We start from the raw sequence: 21142 nt of genomic DNA, 5'->3' as shown, positions 1-21142 counted from the left end.
TTGTATAAAAGAAGATTCAAAATAGAAAAAGCAAATGCATGGCTTGATAGCTTCAAAGCTTTATTAGTAAGATTTGAGACTTTGAATATTACTTGCACAAATCTACATTATCTCGCTTTCTCTATCTTGTTTCTCAGAAAAATAAAAGTTTAAACAGGTTTAGCAATAGGAAAATAGAAAATTAAGAAAAATGTTGAAATGTCGTTATTGGTCTGAGTACTTATTTTTCCTGTTTCAGGACTACCATTTATTTGTATATTACCTGTAAGTGTAAAAACCCCTAAAAATTTCGCTGGATTCAGGGATGTTCTTGTAAACGGGATAAACGTAGTTTTGACAGATGATATCTTCTACAGCATACAAAAAATTGCTCGGTCTTTTACTCTATTCATTTGTCACTAATGTGAACACACGTGCACAATCGCGATTTCCTACTTTGGAAGTGAATGAGACTTTTTCAGTTACTGTCGATGAAACGAAAAAAGGCATTGTTGCAAAGCTGAATAATAATGAAACGTTATTCCTTAAAAAATGGAAACGTAAACTTTCTTTTATTGAAACCTACGATGTCAATAATGACGGTCATATGGATCTGGTTCTCAATTCGGAAGAACATCAGTCAAATCATGCCCTTATATTTTTATTTGAGCCAAAATCTTCATCTTATAGGGAACTAACTTATCCCGACCATGAATTCAGTAACCTCATCATCAATGAGCAAGAGCCCGGTATGATTATCAGCTATATCAATGGGCAAGAATGGTTTAAATTCGGATTTAATAAGCAATCTGAACTGTATCGTTCTGGCGAATCACGTGTACTGAATGAACAACAACTTGCACTTTACCTTTATCAGATCCGTATGTATAATTTGGATGGGAGCGTAAAAAGCATAAAACTAGAAACCTTTGAAAATGAAAATACACCTTTACTTGAAGTACAGGTAGCAAGACTTAGATTGTACGACGAACCAGGATACCATGCTGGATCTAATATCTACCTCGAAAAAGGAGCTTTCCTTGAAATCACTGCCTTTGAAGGAAAGGAGTGGCTCAAAATAAAATATAAATATGCTAAAGAAACCTTAGAACGATGGGTCAATATTTCAGAGTTAAAGATGGATATTAGCAAACTTCAGTATGTGGAGGACAACAAAGGCCTAAATCTGGTCATGATGGATCCTCAGAATGGAAATGAGAACTTTTATTTCTGTATCGCACTGAACAATTATTCCAACAATGTATTCGAATCCTATTACGGAAAAATCTATATTCTTTTGGAAAATGAGAACGGCAACAAGCTCCTCTACCCGCTTTACAATACAGGAGATTTAAAACTTCCGCCACAAAAACCTAAGGATACGAATGTCAATAAAGCGGGTGGAAAGTGGTTTAAACCTGGAGCAGTACTTGATGACAATATGGTACAATGGGATGCTGAAAAAAAACAGTTTGTTATTTTTCATGATAAAAGCAAGCATAACGATATGGATGAGTACTCCTACGTATCTTTCTTTCCAGACGATTTATCTGCTGGAAAATATAAAATATCCACTGTTTTTATGGACAGTGAATCTCAGCAAAAACCATTGGTATCGAATAAGCAGGAGCTAAAATTTCCTTTAAAAAAAGTTTTAATAGACAAAAAATAAGAACGATGAGCAACAAACTTTTATTATTCCTCATATTTTTCACAGCCGGTTCGGCAATAGCTCAGACCCCTGTTATCTTTGACGGCATTGGTTTCGGTGATTACCATACTCCTTTCGTAAAAGTGAGAAAAGATAGTAAAATTTATTTTTGTCATCCAGTTACCGGAGTGTTAGTTGATGATGTCAAAGATCATTCAGGTGACTTGCTATCGGTAGTGAAAGACGGAGCGTACGCTGTAATCCACGAAAATGGAAAATTTTTAAGCAACTTTAATTACGATGAGGTGGCTTTACTTACCCATTATGACGGGCAGTGGTATCCGGGAATCCGTTACAACTATCAATTTGTACAAACGAAAAAAAAGGGAAAGTATGGACTTATTGATTTCCAGGGGAAAGTAATTTCCGAACCACGTTTCCAGGCATTGGAGATCATAAACAAAGATATCATTGGTTTTAAAGAAAACAATAAATGGGGATGGCTGCGTGCAACAGATGGTGAGGTTATACAACCGCCTCTATATGATGAAGTGGGCAAAAATTATTTGTTTGAGGACATGGTTCAAATTCATCTCAACGGAAAACAAGGAATAGCAGATAAAAGCGGTAAAGTAGTTATTCCTCCAACATACGAAAGCTTGAGCAACATCTGGCTTAAAACCAAAAAGTATAAAGCATTTCTTCAAAATAATGCTTATGGCCTGATAGATTCCCTGGGGACCATAGTGCTTCCTGCAACCTACAAGTCATTGATCCCGGTCAGAGGTAGTGATTTTCTTAAAATTGAAGAACGTGGGCTGCAAGGGCTGATCGATGCGACAGGAAAAGAGGCTACCCCTCCATTGTACAATGAAATCAATGATTTTGTAAGGGGGCATGCTATTGTCAAAAAGGCTGGAAGAATGGGGCTGATTGATGAAAGAGGCGAATTGTTATTATCTCCGCAGTATGACGAGATCGAGTTCAAAAACTCAGCGGGACAGACAGTTTATGATGGTGTCCGTATATCGCTCATGTCTCCTCCTGTTTCAAATGCTTCCAAAGAACACCTTGAAAGGTTAGCGGCTGAAGCTAAACTGGATGCGATGCCCTATTATCTGAGGGTAAAAGACAAGGGTAAAGTCGGAATTTTCGATTGGGGAAAGGCAAAACCTATTCTGCCACCAGATTTTACGGACATTACCATCGTAAATCAGAAAGGGGAAACTTATCTTTATGCTGCAAATGGAAATCTCTATGGGATTTACGATAAACTGGGTAAAGAAATATTACCTCCAAAATACCGTCTGCAGTCCGATAGCTATACCAATCGAAGCTACACCTATGGCGATCTCAACGACAATCCTTATATCTTCCCAGTTTATGATGACAAACGAGTGGGCATCTACAACAGTCTAAAGAAACAATTTATTGTTCCAGTAAGCGACGTAGAGATTACCTGGTTAAACGCCCGTACTTTTGAGATCAAGAGAAAAGTGGAGGGAACGAGCTATAACGAAGAATCGGCAATATACAATACCAATGGAGAAGTGCTAATCCCTTATACCAAAGATATGTATATCTTAAAAATGCTCAACGACAAGCTCCTACTGGCAGAAGAAGGATCACAATTTGTCATTTTTAACATGAAAGGCGAGAAAGTTTTTGAACGTCCAGAATGGAATAGGATCGGCTACTACAGCGCTTTTAAAATACCCGAAAACAGAAAAGAGGATGCCAAACCTTTTCAAAGTGGACTTTTCAAGATCAATATCAAGGAAGAAAATTTATTTATTGATGAGAATGGAAAGCAGGTTCAATTTAAAGACTTTGCCTATGTTGGTAAATTTTATGACAATCTAGCGTGGGCGATAACCAAAACAGGAGATGACACGCTTTATGGATTGATAGATACGAGAGGAAATGTAGTTGTTGAACCTCAATTTGACCGTCTAGAAGCGATCAATGACCATCCTGATCTCATGCTGGTAAAAAAGAAAGGAAAGTATGGTGTGCTGAATCTTCAGGGCAAAATGATACTGGAGCCTATATATGATATGATCAATAGCTTTTCACCTGAGCTGATGGAGATCACATTAAAAGGCAGATCTGGCCTTGCAGATAACGATGGAAAGATAGTTCTAGAACCCAGGTTTGATAATTTAAGGAGAAACTATGAAGGGGAAAATCGTACATGGCCAATTTTGGCTCAAGAAGGCAATGAGTTTTCATTTATTAATAAAGGAATAAACAGACCGATGATAGTAGGGAAATCTAAAATTGACTAAAAAAATGAAAAAATGTGTATTGATACTTTCTGTTATTTTTGCCAATAAGTCGTTCGGGCAGACTATTCCTCCACCTATGGTAGAAAATGTTGAATATAAACCAGACGGTCAGGATCCTCTGATAAAAGGTACCGATATCAGTCCTTTTCGGCAAGGCTTTGCCCGGATCGTTCAAGATGGGAAGGAGTTTTACATTGACGTCAATGGACAGAAAGCTTTTGACTATATGCTCAATAATGACGAAGTTAAACTGGGAGACAAATACGACATCCTTGACTATCAAAAACAGGTGAAAGAGAAAGATGAAATGCCACAGACAGTCATTCTGTTTGTAAAAGATGGTAAAAAAGGGGTATTATCTCCTGATGGAAAAGAAATTCTGCCGGCCAAGTATGATCAGATAGAGCTGAAGAACCTGATCTATTGGAAACTCTCATCAGATGGAAAGGAAAGCATGTTGTTGCCCGGTTGGGTCAAGCTTCCTTTTTTTGATGAAATCAATTATCTTGATGGCCGTTACTTTGATATCAAACAAGGTTCTAAGTGGGGCATTTACGATTCAAAGAAAAAAGAAATAGTTATCCGTCCTACCTATGAAGCTTTTGATTATTGCGGAGGATGTACAAGAACATCAGATTATGTTTATGCAAAAAAAGATGGTAAATGGGGCATTGTGAGTTTTGACGGACAAGTACTTGTACCGTTCGAATATGATCATCAACATACACAAATGCGTAGCGACAAATGGGTTCAGGCTTTTTCCAAAAAAAACACGCCTTTAATTATCAACATAAAAAATCGGCAAGAGTTTGCTGTGCAGGAACATAGCACCATTGCAAAGGGCTTGTTGGTCTATATGGAAAACGGAAAGTTTGGCGCTTATGACCAACAGGGAAAACTTGCCATTCCTTTCATCTATGACCGTATTGACATCGAAGGTGCAGGTGTATATCAAAATTCCCCAGGCAATTACCTGATTGTTACTAAAGGAGAATTTCAGGGTGTAATTGATTTAAACGGAAAAGTCGTGGTTCCAATTCAGTATGACCAGGCGAAGGTTAGCAATAATTATTTTGTATTGAAAAAAGGAACAAAGACTATTTTGGCAGACGCTAAACTCAAAGAGCTGATCAGTGTGGAAGATGGACAAATCACGTATATTGACGGCAGTAATGAGGGCGGAATAGAGCCACTTCCAATCTTCAGAATAGTTAAAAAAGCTTTTTTTGGATTATACTTTGCAAAGACCGGTAAGTATTATGAACCTCAGTTTTATGATATCGATGTCGACCACAAAGCCGGAAGTAAAATATATGATCTGATCATCGGAGAACGACAGGGAATAAAGACTGTATTTGATTTAGAAGGGAACGTGCTGATTCCCGGTAAATACAATAACTACACTTTCTTGTCACCACTCGGGAATAAACACGTCCAGATACAAAAAGATGGAAAAATAGGCATATATAACCTGGAGACACAGCAGGAATTAATCCCTACCCTATACCGTGACTATTTTGATTTCATTGGTACTGATCAACAGACCCTGATTTGTCGGTCAGGTGAATATGAATCCGCTCGCATTGAACTACGTTTGGTCAAGGATGGTAAACTGCTTACTGAACAGTACTATTCTGAAATTGCCACGATTGATAGCACCAGATTTTTATTAAGTGACTGGAAGAGCAATAAGTATGGTTTATATAATGCAGTAAAAAAAACAATTACAAATATACCCTATAACTTCGTCGCTTACATAGGGTCAAATCAAGTATTAGCTGTTTCTAATAAAGATGGCAAGGCGAAACTTTATAATTTCCATACCTCCAAAGAGCTTCGGATGCAATATCATTTTTCATTTCGTGATGAGCCTACTTCATATGCTACAGATCAGCCTGCAATAGTGAACCTTTTTAAAAACGGCATGGCTGTGGTTGGTCAAAATAATAAACTGGGCTACATCGATGAAAGTGGAAAGTTGATCGTACCAATGACATATGACAAGGCTACCAGTTTTGATAGCTTGGGAGTTGCCCTTGTGGCACGTGATATTTCAGATAGTTTCCATTCTTATTCTAAAATTGGATTCATCAATAAAAAGGGCAACTTTGTTATTCCGCTAAACGATAGTTATCAAGATTCTTTTTATGACAACTTCTTTGTAGTAGGAAAAATTTTGCTAACAAAATATAATCCTGAAAATAGGGAACTGAAGTATGGACTTGCTGATAATGCAGGAAAGGTTTTTCTTGAACCTATATATGACCAAATCAGTCCTGTAACGGATAATCAATATTTACTTGTAAAAAAAGAGCGTAAATATGGAATAACAGATGCCAACGGTAAATGGGTTGTGCCCCTCTCCTTTGATGACATTGGATTGAGAGTCTATGATTTCTACGGTTACACTTCGCCTGTACAGTTTTTTCCAATGCCGGTAAAGCAAGGAGATAAGTGGAAGTACCTGACAGAGAAAGGAACCATGTTGCCGATCGAAGGAGATCGCTTAAGCTATTAAAGCGGAAGAATTAATGAATAAAATAGCGGGTGATCTCCATCACCCGCTATTTTATTTATTGTTATGTAAACCTATTTTTTTGCGTAATCTTTTTCAAATTTATCCGAAGCGACATTCACACCATTTGCCATATTTTCAAATGCCTGATTAATATTCTCCAGCAATCCTTGTTCTACTACCGGATCTTGGATACTACTCTTTCTAATGGTAATCAATTTTGGATAGTCTTCTTTAACGATTTTACCGTAGCCTTTCAATCCTTTAAGAATAGCTTGTTGTAATTGGTCATCACCGTTGAAGTCCCCTATTTTTTCGACTTTTTTAATATCTTCTTTCACAGCGTCGTTCCATTTCCGAACCACTTTTTCTGCTTCATCATATTTTTTTGACTGCATTGCGCTGTTCATTTCGCTGATATGTGCCTCTTCACTGTTGATAATCGTCATCAGTTCATTGTTATAGGTCACTGCATCTTTTTTACCACAGCTTAAAAGTGTGCAAACCATAATCAAAGCAGCACTTCCTGAAATCACTTTTTTCATTTCTTTCTAATTTTTTGTTGATAATTTGTTTAAACCTCTTCTGAAGGCTTCACAAATTTAAAGGATGAAAAGATTTCAGTACATCCCTGAATATAGTGGTTTTTTAGCTATTAGTCTCGAAGGATACCATATTCAAGGGCAAGTTTGATCACAGAGGTAATACTTTTCACTTCAAATTTTTCTATGAGGTTCTTCCTATGACTCTCAACTGTATGATGACTGATAAATAAAGTCTCAGCTATTTGAACGGTGGTTGAACCCTTAATTGCTTCCATTAATATCTCCTTCTCTCTGCGTGTGAGTTTAGGTACGTTTTTCAGACCTATATTCTCTTTCCTGCTCATTTTGAGCTTGGTCTTCGCACATAAAAAAAGTTCTCCCTCAAACACGCTCCGAATACCCGCTATAATCTCAGGTCCCGAAGCATTCTTTTGAATATATCCATCCGCACCTTCGGTGATCATACTATTAATAACAGCATATTCATTATGAACACTGATGGCAACAATCTTCATCTGTGGACATCGCTTCTTAAACAAAGCAACCAGCTCTATACTATTGGTGTCAGGAAGATTAATGTCGAGCAATAATATATCAGGCTGAATACGTTTAATCCGGTCAAGTGTTGATTTACCATCTGTAAAGCAATCCAAAATTTTAAAATCGGGTTCTGCAGCCAGAATATTTTTCAAACCTTCCAACATCATCGGGTGATCATCAGTAATTACAATATTAACCATAATAAGTGTTATTATTTATCGGGAACTCTATTTCAATGCTTGTACCTCTTCCGGCACGGGAATCTATATGCATCTTACCGTTTAAAAATTCGAGACGGGACTGTACATTGTGTATGCCGGCTGATTTTTTTCCATCTGCAAGATGCGGATCAAAGCCCTTTCCATTATCTTCTACCGTGATCAGTATATGATCATTGTGTTGTGAAAGCTGCACTATAATTTGTGAAGCTTCGGCATGTTTCACCGCATTATTTACCAGTTCCTGGATAATTCGATAGACTACTATTTGTTTATCTTTTGAAAGATTAGCTTTCAACTTTACAAATTGACTAGAAATCTCAAGTTCATCGCTACTCATTCGTTCAGAATATTCCTTAAGCGCCTCTTCGAGGCCATATTTATCCAGTAGCTCAGGCATAAGATTATGCGCAATTCGGCGTAATTCGACCACAGCAACATCGAGCTGATCTAAAGATTTATTTAGTGTATTTCTACTTGAATCACTTTCATTAAATAGCGTAAGCCCAGATAAACTAATTTTTGTCCCTGACAGCATACCTCCCAATCCATCATGAAGATCTCTGGCTATACGTGAACGTTCGGTTTCCTGACCCTCCAACATAGAGACCAAAATCTGTAGGCTTTCTTTCTGTTTTAACGTCTTGAGATGCTGGCGATAAGCATAATATACCAACATAGCGGCTAATATAAATGTCAGAATAAGGAAAAAATAGACTGAATTTATTTTTGATTTGTATGCAAGTTCTTGTTGAGAGGTTTTAAGTTGTGCTGCGCGCTGTTGTATTTCAACACGTGAAAGTTTAAGTTCTTTGCCTCTGTTATCTGCCTCAAGCTGGATCACTTCTATCTGCTGACGCTGAATTTCTTCATTCAACTTTAAGTTTTCCAAATCCTTTAGCTGCGCCTTACTGTGCGCATGCATCAATGAGATCTGTTGCTTTCTCTTTTCGGCTTCCAATCTCAGTCGCATCAGCTGTTGTTGCTGTCGTTCTTTTTCAAACTGTGCTTCTAATCTACGCCCTTGTTCCATTTTATTTGCATTGAAGACCTCTTCATAGAGCTTTACATATTGTTTGTAGTAATGATAGGCTTCATTATATTGTCCTTCTGCCTCATAAACCTCTGCAAGCTTTTGATATAAACTAAGGGCAATCGTATTTTCTATTACCGCATCTTTCATAAGAGCGGCTAATGAAGCAAGAAGGTATTTTTTTGCTGTTTGTATATCGCCTTCTTTCATGCTATATTCTGCCATGATTCCATAGGCTGAAGCCACCTGCGCATATTGTTCTGTTTTTTGCCCAACTTCCAATCCCAACTGAGCGTACTGTAGTGATTTTGTTTTATAAGACAATGGATAATACTGTAAATACAGGTTTGCCAGATTAATTGCTGCAAAAGATAAGTCAGATGGCACAGCCATGATAGTGCTGTTCTTTTCATAGAATTTAATAGCCTGCAGATAATAACTTTCGGACTGGTCACGAAGATTCTTATTTTCGGGCTGGTTGATGTACTGCTCCTGATAATTATATCCGATAGACATGTAAGCGTCAAAAATATCCATGGGCTTATTTCTTAATTTCGCTACTTCCAAGGTGAGTTTAGCATATTTTTCCTGCAAGTCATATGCTTTCCAGTTTGAATAGATCGAGGAAAGTTCCTTATAAATTGCAGTTTTTCTAGATACAACTACATCTGTCTGAGCTGCTTTGTCGTAAAATACTAAAGCTTGTTGGAAGCATCGGATCGCCTCGTGCTCCTGGTTATTCCTAGCATGCATCCAGCCCTCACAATACGACACATATCCTTTAATGCTCAGCTCTTTGGTTTTTTTTGCAAATATTTTAGCCTGCGCGATATATTTTTTAGCAGATGTATTATCTTCCAGCAGCTTGCTGTTCATTGCAGCGATTCCGCATAGTTGCGCTGCGTATTGTCCATCAGTCTTTTTAGCAGCTCTGTTGATGTTTTTTTGCAGCAAATCCATAGCTTCCTGTTGACGACCATTAAAAAAGAGTGCATGAGCATATTTTCCGGCCAACAATAGCTGTTGATTACTGCCTTCTGCAACTTTATGATATTCTTTTGCAGCGATTTCAACAGCATTTTGAGCGTTAAGGCTTCCGAAGAAAAACATCACTAAAATTACTAAATACTTCTTTACTATATAGATTTTCATGTTTGCTTTTGAAAGTAAGATTTAGGACGAGAGCATTATTTCTTTAAAATTAAAGGGATTGTAATAAATGGATTTGATATGGGTCTACTATCAATCATAAAGATTTTAAATTGATTTATCATTAAAAAGAATATTATATTGCAGTTATCTTATACTTGCAACGATTGCCGTCTGAGAGCAAATGCTCTATTCTTTCTACTTTATATTTCTCTCCTATAATCGTTTGAAAATTTTTCAACTCACTGCGACAAAATCCCTGACATTCACGTGCAGCTGCGCATATAGGACAATGATTCTCGGTTAAATAGTAGGCTTCATCAATTGTGTTCCATTCCGCCATATACCCCTCGTCATTTCTCAATTTCACCAACGTTTCTAAACGTTCCTCTAAAGTAACTCTATTTTCCATAGCAGTTTGGTATCGGTCGTAAGCTACTTTCTCCCGGTCATTGATGAGCAGATCTAAAGCGTTCTCACCTAATAGATTTTTAACAGACCTCAATAACTGAACGGTGATATCTGCATGGGTATCAGGAAATTTTGACATCCCATTAGAAGTAAGAATATAGTAAGTACTCGGTCTTCCCACTCCAATATTTTTTAAAACAGGCTCGATTAACCCTTTATTAGCCAGGCTGATTAAATGTTTTCTCGCCCCTTCTTTCGTAATATCAAGTTTTTGGGCAACCTCTAAAGAAGTTGCTTCAGTTCTCATTTTTAAAAACATCAAAATTTGTTCTCCTGCGGTTTTTTCCATTTGTCAATATTTTGGTTGTTTTATTTTCCGTTACAAATATAGTTATTTTCAATAATTTGTTATTTTAAACTATAACAAGCTCCCTCTCAAATACATAAAAATATTCCCAATGCTTAATTAAACAACTATAAGGTTGTTTAATTATTTTTTATTCTATCTTTGCCTCATTAACATTAACAAAAAAATTATGTCAACATTTAATTTACCACAGCTTCCTTACTCCTATGATGCACTAGAACCTTATCTAGATAAAGAAACAATGAGCATCCATCATCAAAAACATCATCAGGCTTATGTTGATAACCTCAACATTGCTTTAGAGAAAGAGGAAAAAAACAATTCTTATCTTGAAATGATCCTTCAAAAAATCAGTTGGTATGGTCCGTCTGTAAGAAATAATGCCGGAGGACATTTTAACCATTCTCTATTTTGGGAAATCCTCTCTCCTACGGCAAGATTAACACCTGAGGGAAAACTTGCTGAAGCTATAAGTACAAAATTTGGAAGCTTGGACAACTTAAAAGCCGAGATAAAAAAAACCGGCCTCAGCCAATTTGGATCAGGATGGGTTTGGTTATATGTAAAATTCAATGGTTCAATTGCCGTCACTGCAACAACTAATCAGGACAATCCAATGATGGATACCCAGATAACAGATAGAGGATTTCCGATCCTTGGTTTTGATGTTTGGGAACATGCCTATTACTTGGCGTATCAAAATAAGAGAGCAGATTATCTCGATTCCCTATGGCATGTTTTAGATTGGGAATCTGTTGAAAAAAAATATGCAGAAATCCTTTTAAAGATTAAATAATTAAGTACAATGGAGAATAATTTCTTAAACAAAGTTGATGCATCCGGTATTGTTGCCATTGATCTTTTAGATTTAAAACCTATTGAAAAAATTTCAGTATTAGACATCAAAGATCATCTCTTTATGGGACTTATTGTAAAAGAAAAAGAATTTCGTGAGTCCGTTTCTGCAATTGACTTTACCAAATTCAAAGATAAAATTGTGGCTGTAATATGTTCTGCAGATGCAATCTTACCTCCATGGATCTTTATGCTGATAGCAGAAAAAATATTTGCATACACAGAAAATATTTATTTTGATAATCCTGAAAAAGTATTAGAAAACATTTGGCTGGACAATCTAAAAACTGCCGATTTAACTTTTTACAAGGATAAAAAAGTAGTGGTTAGAGCCAGAACCGAAATTACACCCGCATTGTATCTTTCTGCAACACTATTTCTCAAACCTTTGGTTAAAACCTTAATGTACGGAGAAATTGGAATGCCGAAAGTAATATTTAAAAACTAGAAAAAATGAAAGCTATTATATTTAATGGAGCGTTGGAAAGAAGATCCGAATCTACTTCAGGGTTAATCACGGATTATTTTGCTGATCAATTGCTCAATTTAGAAATTAAAACCGAAGTTTTTAATCTTGCCGATTCAGGAATTCCCCTATTTGATACTTCTATCAAAAAGATACCGTTAGCTGTAGAAAGGATGTGTCAACTATTTGGAGATGCTGATCTTCATTTTTGGCTCGCCCCTCTTTACCATGGAAGTATCCCGGGAGTGATGAAAAATTGTTTGGATTGGCTGGAAGTTACGGCAAAAAGCAATCCGCCTTATCTCACAGATAAAACCATAGGATTAATATGTTGGGCAGAAGGTTTGCATGCTATGCAGGGAATTTCAGCAATGGACGCGATTGCAAAGTCTTTAAGAGCCTGGCCACTGCCATTCAGTATTCCCGTTCTTAGATCCTCTCTTTTCGAAAAAGAAAATACAACAAAGTTTTCAGAATTCTACAAGAATAAATTTGATCAGCTGATTAATATCGCTACTCATAAAAAAATTGTAAATTTATGAAGAATACTATAGATAAAGAACTGGATATCAATATCACAGTAAAAGATCAGGATGGTATTGTTCATACACTGACCTGCCCCGTTGATATGGGACTTACTTTAAAAGATATCTGTAAGGTTTATGAATTATCAATGGAAGCTGTCTGTGGAGGAATGGCAATGTGTGCAACTTGTCACTGCTTTATTTTAAACGACATTGAACTTCCTGAAAAGGGAGATATTGAAGAAGCTCTTCTGTCCGAGTTATTTACATCAAATAATACGAGCAGATTAGCTTGCCAAATTCAGATCACAAAAGAATTGAATGGTTTATCCATTGAGATAGCAGCTAATTAAAAACGAATATTTTGTTAAATTTTAAAGGGGATTTTATTTTAAAATGAGAAGCCCTCTTTTTACACCTATAATTCAATTTACAATGGCAATAATGATAACAGATGCATGCATCAATTGCGGTGCCTGCGAGCCTGAGTGTCCCAATAACGCAATATACGAGGGCGCGATGGAATGGCGATGGAAAGATAAGACCAAACTTTCAGGCAAATTGACCTCTCCCGATGGTCAGCAAATAGATTCTGAAGAATTCAATGAGGGTTATTCTGACGAAGTCTACTATATTGTTCCCGGAAAATGTACAGAATGTAAAGGTTTTCATGATGAACCGCAATGCAAGGAAGTTTGCCCTGTTGACTGCTGTGTTGATGATCCTGATCATCGAGAAACAGACGAAATATTGTTTGAGCGTCAAAAATTTCTTCATCACGAATGATCTAAATTATTTTTGTTTTCCTATCATATGTAAACTATAGATTTTTCGCATGGAAAAGGCAATGTATCTCATCAGGAGAAGCGTTGATGTAAATTTATGCTGTAAAGAGAGATGGTTTTACAAGTATTCTTCAAATAATCACTCTTAAATAATTTAAGAGTGATTTATATTATTCAGATGAGATTCTCATAATACATGGTATTATTCTATTGAAAAAACTAAATAATTTCTGAGCACTTTTTAGAAGATTCTTACCGTAAAGAATTGACGAAGCTTTAAACCAATAGATATTCCGAAAGATGAGTAAAAAGTTTCAGGATTAGTTTTTTTCCTAGTGTTCATAATATCAAATTTTTAAATTAATATCTTAATGGAACACTTCTTAAGTTAAAGTCTAAATCAGTACACTTTCTGCTTACCATTTACATAATTAGTTGAGAGATCTCTGTCAAAATACATTTTTTATATTTCCCCAATCAAAGCCTTGTTTCTTAAAAAAAGTTCGTTTTGAAATTGCGAAACGAACTTTAAATAGAATGAACTAATAAAAACTATTTTTTAATGACTTTTGAAGATTGTTTGGAACCATTGTTCATATCTAAAATAATCAAATAAACTCCGGAAGGTAAATCATCTAATTGTAAAGAGGAGTTTGGAGCATTGATTGTTTTAATCAATTTTCCTGAATGATCTAAAACCTGTAATAATTTAATCAATGAAGGATTATCAATATTAAGAATGTTTATAAACGGATTTGGATATAAAACTAATTTTTTAGCCAGTTTTGTTTCGGCTGTACCCAGACAAGCATTATCTACTGTTGCAGTAATTTGAGTTCTGTCAGATTCGCAGTTGCTTGATATATTTAGATTGTATAAGTAATAATAATATCCAGACGTTGTAGTTCCTAAACTGCAGACATCAGCTAAAACATATGGAAATGAAAATGCTGATGTTGAGCTTTCTTTTATAAAGCCGCTAACAATACTTGATTTTGCACTTATAGTAAAGATTTTACATACATCTATTGTAAGCCTAATTCCTACTTCGGTATTACCAGAGGTTGAGATGGGAGCAGGCAGTCCTACATTACCAATACTTGATTTTGATGTAGAAACCCAGTAATTTGTCGTTGAAGTTAATGATGGAGTTGAATAAGAATTTCCCGTTACCAATAGATTACCCCCTGTTAATGTATCGTACCAATTAATAGTACCACCATTCTCAACAGTTGCATTTAGGACGGCACTGTTACCAGGACAAACAGTTTACCCTGTAGTTCCTAATAAAGCGGCTGGCTGGCATTTAGTTACTAATATCAGAGGCTTTGTAGACCAGCTGCTTAATGTACCCATTCCGCAATTAGATCTAACCCATACATAATATAATGTGGAAGGTGCTAATGAATTAATTGTTGAAAAAACTTACAGCGCCTATTTTCAAGAATTGTATTTTTAAGAATGTTATACTTAGATCCGGCGATGTGAATGGGGTATGTTTTGATGAGCAAAGCTTTACCAATGTTAAGTTTGAAGGAACCATTTGTCAAACACTACGTTTAGGAAAGCTACCTTAAAAAATGTTACATTTCTATCAAGTTTCTCAATTAAGAAAAAATATTTTAAAACAATTAAAATAGTCTGTTTCCAGGGAGCAAAAATGGATAAAAAAACATATCTGTCCTTAAAACGTATTGCTGCAAATCTTGAGGAGGTAATAATAATAATAATAATTGATTGATTATTATTCACAATGTATATTACGAATTTGTATAAATTTTTATTAATTAAAAAAGATTTAGGGCCAATTAGATATAACAATGCTTTAAAAATGGGACAGAAATTTAAGGCTTTAAACTTGTAAATCCGGAATAAGATTTTACAGATTATTGGACGGATGAGCACTATAAAAGTTTGTACAACTTTATTTTTGATTTTTATTCAAAAAGGTAACATTTAAAATCATTTTTTAAGACCAATAAGGAGGATATATATAATTATTTGGAGAAGGTATTTATAAAAATCACTTAATCAGTAAATTAGAACATTTTCAAAGTTTTCATATAATGAATTTATAAAATCAAGTGCACTGATAACGATAGGGAGTGCTTTTACAAATCCAAGAGGGATTATTAATTCCAATGAAGGAACAAAGAATGGATATCATCACAATTTTGGCGGCGAATATTAGAAAAGAAAATCAAAAAAATTGTTCTCTTCTTTAAATTTCATAATCTCAAAATATTCAATCAAGAGTTCAGGTAAAAATAATTTAAGCAGTTCGGCATCCTTTAACATACTATAAAAATATCAGTTATTATTTTCTCCCAAACTTTTTTGACTGAGCCGATATGGGCATTACACAAAATCTGTGAGCATGCAGTCCAATATCATTTCGTTGAATTTAAGATTCAAGTAAAATCATTTTAGTGTTGACCTGTCGATATAATTCCCTGGTCAATTTTCTAATCTAAAAAATAATTTATGCATCATAATTAGAGAAATATTACGTAAATAGAATTGGCTTGCTTCGTGCAGCATTTTGGTTTCTAACTTCGGCATTGCTGCGGTAACGCCTGAAAGAAATACAATTACTCTTGGCTGCTTTGGTTACTTTGACGAGTTGGGATTTAATGAGATCACATAGGTGAAACCTTTTCAGGCTGCTATTGCTTTGGGTGCTTTACTGCCTTTTACACTTTCAATACTGCCTCCAATCCAAGAAATGGTATATTTTCAATTATTTTTCTAATGACTCTGGTTACAATCTTGCAGAAATAGGAATTACTGTGTTAAGGATTTGTTTTTGGGAACGGTGGTGATGGTAATCACTGCTCTAGTAGAGAATTTTTTTTTCGGGATAATGGTTTCGTAATTTTAATTTTATGATCTACTTTTTATCCCAATAGATTTTAAAGCTGTACGACTTAAATATATTTCAAAACCTGCACTTGTAAGAGACTCAATATCTGTCAACGACTGAAATGTTGAATCAATTTTATTAAAGGATAATTCAACAGAATGATCATAAGAAGCTAAAATTCTGATAACAGAATAGCCATTATAGGCGACTTCAAAACCCTTAAAAAAGCACTTTTCCTGAGCTTTATTATATATTTTCTCTTCGTCTGAGCTCTTTAAATCATCATGGGCTTCATCACTTTTTACATCACCATCATAATGAAGAGATCTGGACTTTAAATCATGAGGCACTTTCAATACATTTCCGTCTCTATTTACTGGAATAAACATTTCAAGTGTTAATTGCTTTTTTAGAAATTGAGCATAATTAATCATCATTTTTAATGTTTGAAGATCTGCATATCCTTCGTTTGAATAATATTCGATCACAAAAGAGGTCATTGGAATGAGCGTATAAGAATTACCGGAGGGCATAATATATTGTAATTTGTTTTGAGTTGTAATGTCTTCGGCAAATATACATGTTTGGAAATATATATATAGATTCAGTGCGAGAATTTATATCTAAGGGTTTATTTATTTAGGTTCTAAAAATTGTTTTCATTAGAGTAATTATGAATATACATAAAGTAAAAGATAAATTGAGAAACTACCGATACCCTAATACTTCAAGCTCTATTTTGTTGCAACATCATAAAAATCCGCAAAAAAATAATTCTCTTCGGATTTTTGTTAGCTTTAGAAAAAGCAGAATGTGAGAAAATTTATCAAGAGAAAATTTTGGGTGCAACAAAAAATCGTCCCGAACTTGATAAAATGATTGAGCATTATAGAGAAGGTGATATATTGTATGTTTGGTGGCTTGACCGATTAGGAAGAAGCCATATCATCGATTTGGTTTTAAGTTTAAATGAAAAAGGTATCATTGGATGGTGTTGATACTTCTACATTTAATGGTTTCTTTGGCTGAGTATGAAAGAGAGTTGATAAAAGAAAGAACTAATGCAGGTTTACAATCTGCGAGAGCGAGAGGAAGAACCGGAGGAAGACCAAAGTGATATTCAAAAGAAACAATTTCGAAACTTTTGGTTATGCGTATGATTTACAAAGACCCTATCAAAACTCCAGAAGAAATTTATAAATCACTTAAACTAACAAGGGCAACATTTATCGGTATGCTAAAGTACTGGACAATCATACGGATGAAGAAATTAAAAAAATGGGAATTAAAAAATAATAAATATTTAAAAAAATAAGTTTTGATTGACGATTTGCTGAACGTGTCTAAAGATAATTGCGTCAATCCAAAGAAATATTTAGATGAAGCAGATGTATAAGCACGTAATAATCAAATCATCAAAATAAAATTTTATATTAGCAGTATAAATAGCTTTACGCAAGTTATATAACTTGGATTGACGCAATGCGCCAATCCTAAAGTTACCAGCAAGCATAAAACGAAACACCAAAACAACAGAAATTGAACTTTATGACACCAACGGAAATACTAAAATCTATATTGACTGAACAATATGTTTCAGAAGACGGAGACGAATACAAAGTTGAACTTAAAGAAGGTTTGACTGACGAACAAATAGACGAATTAGCAAAAGGACTTCCAACGGGACAGGTTCCCAACGAAATTAGAGAATTACTAAAATTTGCAAGTGGTTTTGAATTTTCTGGACTTGAGGAAGTAACATTTGACGGAGTTGGACAGTTTGGATTTGAAGAATTTTTCCCACATTCAGTTCAACTTGCTGGAGATGGTTTTGGTAACTTTTGGATTTTGGACGTTGACAAAAATGGAAATTGGGGAAATGTATTTTATGTTTGCCACGACCCAGCTGTTATCGTAAAACATTCGGACAACTTAGCTCAATTCATTGAACACGTTAACGACTTTGGAAAAAATGGTAACAAGTCAAATCTTGATATAATTCACGAAAAAGTGGTTATGAATATTTGGAGCAAAGACAACGGATTTATTGAACTTGAAAACGCAAAACTATCAAGTGACACGATTTTGAAAAACTTTGCTTTATCACTTCCTGAAAATTTTGTAATTGCCGACTTGAAAAACAAACAAAATCAAAGCGGATTTGCTTGGGGGAAATTCGGACCAAACATTGATAAAGCAAAACGACACGAAACTGAATTAATTTGGGGAATTGAAAAGCCAGTTAAAAAAGGATTTTTATCTAAATTATTTGGAAGATAATATCAACTACGAAAAAATGCCAGCTGGTAACAAGGGTTTTGCAATAGTGGGGCGAAACTGCAAAGTTCAACGGCAGTTCTTCGGTTCAACTTTTGTGCAAAATTGAAGTTTTGTGCTTCGATTGCCCCACCATCGCAAAGCCCCAAAACGTTACCTGCAAGCATAACCGAAAACGACAATTCAGAATACAATTATGGAATCACTGCATAAATATTGTAAAAACAAAAAAAGAGAAAAAATATTTGCACAGAATACATTATTGATGTTTTTTATCCTGTCGTTTTTTCCAAATCTAAGCAGTGGGCAAACTTCTTATATTTTAGGTAAATACAAGATAAATCCAACAGAACAAAAGATTTGGGTATCCGAATTTTTTAGTGAAACTATAAATGGAGGTGGACACGCTTGGGGAGAGAAATATGTTCTAGATAGCACCATTAATTACAACAATACAACACTATTTCTTATTGGAAACCAATTTGTTTTTAAAGAGTATATTTCAAAAAATAGGCATTTTCCACCACAACTTGACTTCAATTCCTTAAAAGTGATTAACATTGATGTAGAAGAATACGGAGGGTCATTGTGTCGTGATAAAAATTTCCTATATAGAAACTCAATCGGAATTGAACAACAATCTAAATGGGAATCCATTAGTTTGTATGGATATAAAACGATTAATGATTTCGTCTATCAAAAAGACAATGATTTGTATTTCTTATCACGAGATTTTGAATTGAAAAAAATAGAAAACCTAAAACTTGATGTTTCTACTTTGGTGAAGGTGATGGGTAATTATTTTACTGACAAAAACGGATTGTATCTTTTGGGTGGTTATAGTACCCGAGAGTTTAAAGCAGAGAAAACTGAAACAGGATTAGTTATTTATCGGAAAGAATGGGAATCTTTTTTTCATAATGAATCCATACAATTGGAAAAGAAAAACAAAAGAACACAAACAACGCCAATAATCAAAACCGATTATTTTATTTACAACGCAAAAGTATATTCCCCAAGGACTTCAAACAGTCATTTGCCACTTCCGCTCAATAGTAAGGAAATGGTAGAATTGGAAATAAAAAATAACAGCTATGCGAATTACACAACTAATTTTTTGGCAGATAATGATCATACCTTTGTATCGATAAGTGAAAAGGGTGGCTATGTTACGTTAGAAGCAAGATACGGGAATCAATGGTTTGTAGGAAACGATTTTTTTGAAAAGAATGTCAATCAATGGGAAGTAATTTCAAGAGGAGATTTAGGTCTATTCAAAGGAAAAGATGGAAATCTCTATTTTCCAAATCAATTAAAACAAACTAATAGGGATAACTACGCGGGGATTGTGGTTCACAAACAAAAAGAATTTTACGATTTTGAACTGAATGAGAATTCTACTTTGACAAAGTTTGACAAGGTATTTATATTTAATTTTGACATCAAAGAATATGAAGAACTTGACCCAACGCAATTCCGCTATCTTTATGAAAATTTTTGGATTTACAAAAACCGTTTATATATGTATTCTTCAGGAGTAGGATTGCCTATCAAAGAGTTGATGGATAATACAAATCTATACCCTATAAAGCACCACGACAAAAAAACGAATTTTTTAATTAATAAAAATTCACTTGTTTATATCGGTAAATTTGGAGGAACAAGCACTTTAGGAGAAGGATTAAATACAGTACAAGTATTTGGAAACCGTATTATCTCCAACGTTGATTTTTCTTCTTTAAAAGTGATTACTGCTGATGTTTTGAAAGATGACGAAAATATTTATATAGGGAAATATGATGGTATTTCAATTATTCCAATAAAATCATTGGGATTGAATATAAATATTTTAACAGAATAAAACTATAATAACGAAAGCCTTGTGTGACATAATGCCAGCAGGTAACAAGCGTTTGGCAAAAAAGCGGGTTCAGTGGTTAATTGAGCATTCTACCTTGCATCAACTTTTGTGCTGGGTTGACAGTTTAATGCTTCGAAATCCGCTTCTTCGCCAAGCCCCGAAACGTTGGCTACAAGCTTTCCATAACATCTCGTTAAATTAATACGTTTATGAATTTAGAAGAATTATCAAAGCGTGAAATTGAACTTTGCCTAAAAATTTCTCAATTGAAAGGAACGATTGAAGAAATGCAAGAACAGATTTCTAAACTCGGAATTTCAAATGAATATAAATTTATTCATCAGCGTTATGCTGATATGAGTTCTATTGATATTGAAGCGTTAAAACGAGGATTGTTTATAAATTGGTATTCTATATGTGAACCAACATTTCTTACTGGTATTAGTGATCTGGACGAAAATGCTGAAAACAAAATTATAGAAGAAATCAATGAAAGGCTTAAAAATAATAATATCGACTTCGAGTTGATTTGGATGATAGATTATTACAAGAATTGGATTTTTGCATTCTCGAGATTTGAGAAGTATGAACTTTTCTACTCAAAAATTATAAACGAAGAGTTTATAGAAAAAACAAAAATTGACAGATCGAATATGGAAAACCGTGGACAAATGGGATTGTATTGGAATTCTGTAAATCAATAAGCCTGACAGCCAACATGGGTAACCGTTGCACAACTCTTTAGTTTTTCCGTTATTCCAAAAAATAAGATAAAAAGCAACCTCTTTTAAAGCGATTTAAAAGAGGTTGCTTTT

Annotated in this window: 19 protein-coding genes and 1 pseudogene; 13 read left to right on the top strand and 7 right to left on the bottom strand. The window is 34.7% G+C overall.

Going from position 1 to position 21142, the window contains the following annotated elements; genetic code table 11:
* The first annotated feature begins 340 nt into the window (after positions 1-340).
* From B5X64_RS21145 to B5X64_RS21135, 3 genes are read left to right on the top strand one after another with little or no spacing between them, the layout of a single operon-like run.
* Positions 341-1651 carry a hypothetical protein gene (locus B5X64_RS21145; RefSeq protein ID WP_079467110.1) on the top strand — a complete coding sequence of 437 codons (1311 nt, stop codon included), beginning with the start codon at positions 341-343 and terminating at the stop codon, positions 1649-1651.
* A 5-nt stretch (positions 1652-1656) separates the two neighbouring features.
* Positions 1657-3918 carry a WG repeat-containing protein gene (locus tag B5X64_RS21140; protein WP_079467109.1) on the top strand — a complete coding sequence of 754 codons (2262 nt, stop codon included), beginning with the start codon at positions 1657-1659 and terminating at the stop codon, positions 3916-3918.
* Positions 3919-3922: 4 nt separating this feature from the next.
* A complete protein-coding gene (locus B5X64_RS21135; protein WP_079467108.1) occupies positions 3923-6436 on the top strand; it encodes a WG repeat-containing protein in 2514 nt (837 codons plus the stop codon).
* 71 nt (positions 6437-6507) lie between these two features.
* On the opposite strand, the gene B5X64_RS21130 is transcribed toward B5X64_RS21135, so the two are convergent.
* The 4 genes from B5X64_RS21130 to B5X64_RS21115 form a co-directional block, all read right to left on the bottom strand.
* Positions 6508-6978, bottom strand: coding sequence for an LIC11966 family surface protein (locus tag B5X64_RS21130; protein ID WP_079467107.1), 471 nt, complete (start codon positions 6976-6978; stop codon positions 6508-6510).
* A gap of 110 nt (positions 6979-7088) precedes the next feature.
* Positions 7089-7718: a response regulator transcription factor gene (locus tag B5X64_RS21125; protein WP_079467106.1), complete on the bottom strand. Its 630-nt coding sequence runs from the start codon at positions 7716-7718 to the stop codon at positions 7089-7091.
* On the bottom strand, positions 7711-9921 hold the full coding sequence (locus B5X64_RS21120; RefSeq protein WP_079467105.1) for an ATP-binding protein: 2211 nt from the start codon (positions 9919-9921) through the stop codon (positions 7711-7713). Before B5X64_RS21120 ends, B5X64_RS21125 begins: the two co-directional genes overlap by 8 nt.
* A gap of 133 nt (positions 9922-10054) precedes the next feature.
* Positions 10055-10678, bottom strand: coding sequence for a helix-turn-helix transcriptional regulator (locus tag B5X64_RS21115; RefSeq protein WP_079467104.1), 624 nt, complete (start codon positions 10676-10678; stop codon positions 10055-10057).
* Between the two features lie 187 nt (positions 10679-10865).
* Between B5X64_RS21115 and B5X64_RS21110 the strand changes: the two genes are divergently transcribed.
* The 5 genes from B5X64_RS21110 to B5X64_RS21090 all read left to right on the top strand — a co-directional run bounded on the left by B5X64_RS21110 (position 10866) and on the right by B5X64_RS21090 (position 13327).
* Complete coding sequence (locus tag B5X64_RS21110) at positions 10866-11492, top strand: superoxide dismutase (RefSeq protein WP_079467103.1); 627 nt, start codon at positions 10866-10868, stop codon at positions 11490-11492.
* Between the two features lie 9 nt (positions 11493-11501).
* Positions 11502-11999, top strand: coding sequence for a DUF2480 family protein (locus tag B5X64_RS21105; RefSeq protein WP_079467102.1), 498 nt, complete (start codon positions 11502-11504; stop codon positions 11997-11999).
* Positions 12000-12004: 5 nt separating this feature from the next.
* Positions 12005-12559, top strand: coding sequence for an NADPH-dependent FMN reductase (locus B5X64_RS21100; protein ID WP_079467101.1), 555 nt, complete (start codon positions 12005-12007; stop codon positions 12557-12559).
* Positions 12556-12894: a 2Fe-2S iron-sulfur cluster-binding protein gene (locus B5X64_RS21095; RefSeq protein WP_123920805.1), complete on the top strand. Its 339-nt coding sequence runs from the start codon at positions 12556-12558 to the stop codon at positions 12892-12894. Before B5X64_RS21100 ends, B5X64_RS21095 begins: the two co-directional genes overlap by 4 nt.
* Positions 12895-12976: 82 nt before the next feature.
* Positions 12977-13327 carry a 4Fe-4S dicluster domain-containing protein gene (locus tag B5X64_RS21090; RefSeq protein WP_079467111.1) on the top strand — a complete coding sequence of 117 codons (351 nt, stop codon included), beginning with the start codon at positions 12977-12979 and terminating at the stop codon, positions 13325-13327.
* A gap of 551 nt (positions 13328-13878) precedes the next feature.
* Here B5X64_RS21090 and B5X64_RS23280 read toward each other — a convergent pair.
* The 3 genes and pseudogenes from B5X64_RS23280 to B5X64_RS21075 form a co-directional block, all read right to left on the bottom strand.
* Entirely contained in the window at positions 13879-14355 is a 477-nt protein-coding gene (locus tag B5X64_RS23280; protein WP_338064593.1) for a T9SS type A sorting domain-containing protein, read from the bottom strand.
* A gap of 87 nt (positions 14356-14442) precedes the next feature.
* A pseudogene (locus tag B5X64_RS23230) lies at positions 14443-14583 on the bottom strand (immunoglobulin domain-containing protein); the annotation flags it as partial.
* Positions 14584-16209: 1626 nt separating this feature from the next.
* The gene (locus tag B5X64_RS21075; protein WP_079467098.1) at positions 16210-16722 is read right to left on the bottom strand and encodes a hypothetical protein; all 513 of its coding nucleotides are present in this window, start codon (positions 16720-16722) and stop codon (positions 16210-16212) included.
* Positions 16723-16977: 255 nt separating this feature from the next.
* Between B5X64_RS21075 and B5X64_RS23225 the strand changes: the two genes are divergently transcribed.
* From B5X64_RS23225 to B5X64_RS21055, 5 genes are all read left to right on the top strand, one after another.
* A complete protein-coding gene (locus B5X64_RS23225) occupies positions 16978-17187 on the top strand; it encodes a recombinase family protein (RefSeq protein WP_262707282.1) in 210 nt (69 codons plus the stop codon).
* Positions 17178-17306: a recombinase family protein gene (locus B5X64_RS23220; RefSeq protein ID WP_276327949.1), complete on the top strand. Its 129-nt coding sequence runs from the start codon at positions 17178-17180 to the stop codon at positions 17304-17306. The genes B5X64_RS23225 and B5X64_RS23220 overlap by 10 nt, the downstream gene beginning before the upstream one ends.
* Before the next feature lie 431 nt (positions 17307-17737).
* On the top strand, positions 17738-18469 hold the full coding sequence (locus B5X64_RS21065; protein WP_079467097.1) for an SMI1/KNR4 family protein: 732 nt from the start codon (positions 17738-17740) through the stop codon (positions 18467-18469).
* 193 nt (positions 18470-18662) lie between these two features.
* Positions 18663-20327, top strand: coding sequence for a hypothetical protein (locus tag B5X64_RS21060; RefSeq protein WP_123920807.1), 1665 nt, complete (start codon positions 18663-18665; stop codon positions 20325-20327).
* A 209-nt stretch (positions 20328-20536) separates the two neighbouring features.
* Complete coding sequence (locus B5X64_RS21055) at positions 20537-21031, top strand: hypothetical protein (RefSeq protein WP_079467095.1); 495 nt, start codon at positions 20537-20539, stop codon at positions 21029-21031.
* The last annotated feature ends 111 nt before the right edge of the window (positions 21032-21142 follow it).

Origin of the sequence: Chryseobacterium balustinum (assembly GCF_900168205.1) — a bacterium.
In the GTDB taxonomy this organism is placed as follows: domain Bacteria; phylum Bacteroidota; class Bacteroidia; order Flavobacteriales; family Weeksellaceae; genus Chryseobacterium; species Chryseobacterium balustinum.
The sequence above is the reverse complement of the archived record's forward strand: the minus strand, read 5'-3'. Positions and strand labels throughout refer to the sequence as shown.

Bases quoted from the DNA above. Each gene is read 5' to 3' on its own strand.
- B5X64_RS21125 (WP_079467106.1), bottom strand. From the start codon at position 7,718: ATGGTTAATATTGTAATTACTGATGATCACCCGATGATGTTGGAAGGT.
- B5X64_RS21055 (WP_079467095.1), top strand. From the start codon at position 20,537: ATGAATTTAGAAGAATTATCAAAGCGTGAAATTGAACTTTGCCTAAAA.
- B5X64_RS21140 (WP_079467109.1), top strand. From the start codon at position 1,657: ATGAGCAACAAACTTTTATTATTCCTCATATTTTTCACAGCCGGTTCG.
- B5X64_RS21135 (WP_079467108.1), top strand. From the start codon at position 3,923: ATGAAAAAATGTGTATTGATACTTTCTGTTATTTTTGCCAATAAGTCG.
- B5X64_RS21145 (WP_079467110.1), top strand. From the start codon at position 341: ATGATATCTTCTACAGCATACAAAAAATTGCTCGGTCTTTTACTCTAT.
- B5X64_RS21090 (WP_079467111.1), top strand. From the start codon at position 12,977: ATGGCAATAATGATAACAGATGCATGCATCAATTGCGGTGCCTGCGAG.
- B5X64_RS21105 (WP_079467102.1), top strand. From the start codon at position 11,502: ATGGAGAATAATTTCTTAAACAAAGTTGATGCATCCGGTATTGTTGCC.
- B5X64_RS21130 (WP_079467107.1), bottom strand. From the start codon at position 6,978: ATGAAAAAAGTGATTTCAGGAAGTGCTGCTTTGATTATGGTTTGCACA.
- B5X64_RS21065 (WP_079467097.1), top strand. From the start codon at position 17,738: ATGACACCAACGGAAATACTAAAATCTATATTGACTGAACAATATGTT.
- B5X64_RS21110 (WP_079467103.1), top strand. From the start codon at position 10,866: ATGTCAACATTTAATTTACCACAGCTTCCTTACTCCTATGATGCACTA.
- B5X64_RS21075 (WP_079467098.1), bottom strand. From the start codon at position 16,722: ATGCCCTCCGGTAATTCTTATACGCTCATTCCAATGACCTCTTTTGTG.
- B5X64_RS21115 (WP_079467104.1), bottom strand. From the start codon at position 10,678: ATGGAAAAAACCGCAGGAGAACAAATTTTGATGTTTTTAAAAATGAGA.
- B5X64_RS23220 (WP_276327949.1), top strand. From the start codon at position 17,178: ATGGTGTTGATACTTCTACATTTAATGGTTTCTTTGGCTGAGTATGAA.
- B5X64_RS21100 (WP_079467101.1), top strand. From the start codon at position 12,005: ATGAAAGCTATTATATTTAATGGAGCGTTGGAAAGAAGATCCGAATCT.
- B5X64_RS21120 (WP_079467105.1), bottom strand. From the start codon at position 9,921: ATGAAAATCTATATAGTAAAGAAGTATTTAGTAATTTTAGTGATGTTT.
- B5X64_RS21095 (WP_123920805.1), top strand. From the start codon at position 12,556: ATGAAGAATACTATAGATAAAGAACTGGATATCAATATCACAGTAAAA.
- B5X64_RS21060 (WP_123920807.1), top strand. From the start codon at position 18,663: ATGGAATCACTGCATAAATATTGTAAAAACAAAAAAAGAGAAAAAATA.